Origin of the sequence: Leyella stercorea (genome assembly GCF_021531355.1) — a bacterium.
Taxonomy (GTDB): domain Bacteria; phylum Bacteroidota; class Bacteroidia; order Bacteroidales; family Bacteroidaceae; genus Prevotella.
In genome coordinates, this window is the sequence record NZ_JADYTS010000241.1 from 1 (window position 1) to 254 (window position 254).

Below are 254 nucleotides of genomic sequence, written 5' to 3' on the forward strand. Positions count from 1 at the left end.
TTCCTGACAAATGCTTTTCATCTAACAGCTCCTGAAATCGCCAACCTTTACAAGAACAGATGGCAGATAGAGCATTTCTTTTATGATAAGTATATCGTTATGAGAAGTGCAATCATCCCCCCTGTTAAAAATCGTTTGATTTCATGAGATTTATCTCGTCCACTTATCATAAATAATTCTCATAAGTAACTGTTCAAAATTAATTTTATAAATATGAATAATTCACGAATAAGTTCGTACCCACAGACGCCAAG

The 254-nt window shown here is 33.5% G+C and carries 1 protein-coding gene; it reads left to right on the top strand.

Annotated elements, in window-relative coordinates:
- The first annotated feature begins 3 nt into the window (after positions 1-3).
- On the top strand, positions 4-147 hold the full coding sequence (locus I6E38_RS15225; protein ID WP_262912396.1) for a transposase: 144 nt from the start codon (positions 4-6) through the stop codon (positions 145-147).
- The last annotated feature ends 107 nt before the right edge of the window (positions 148-254 follow it).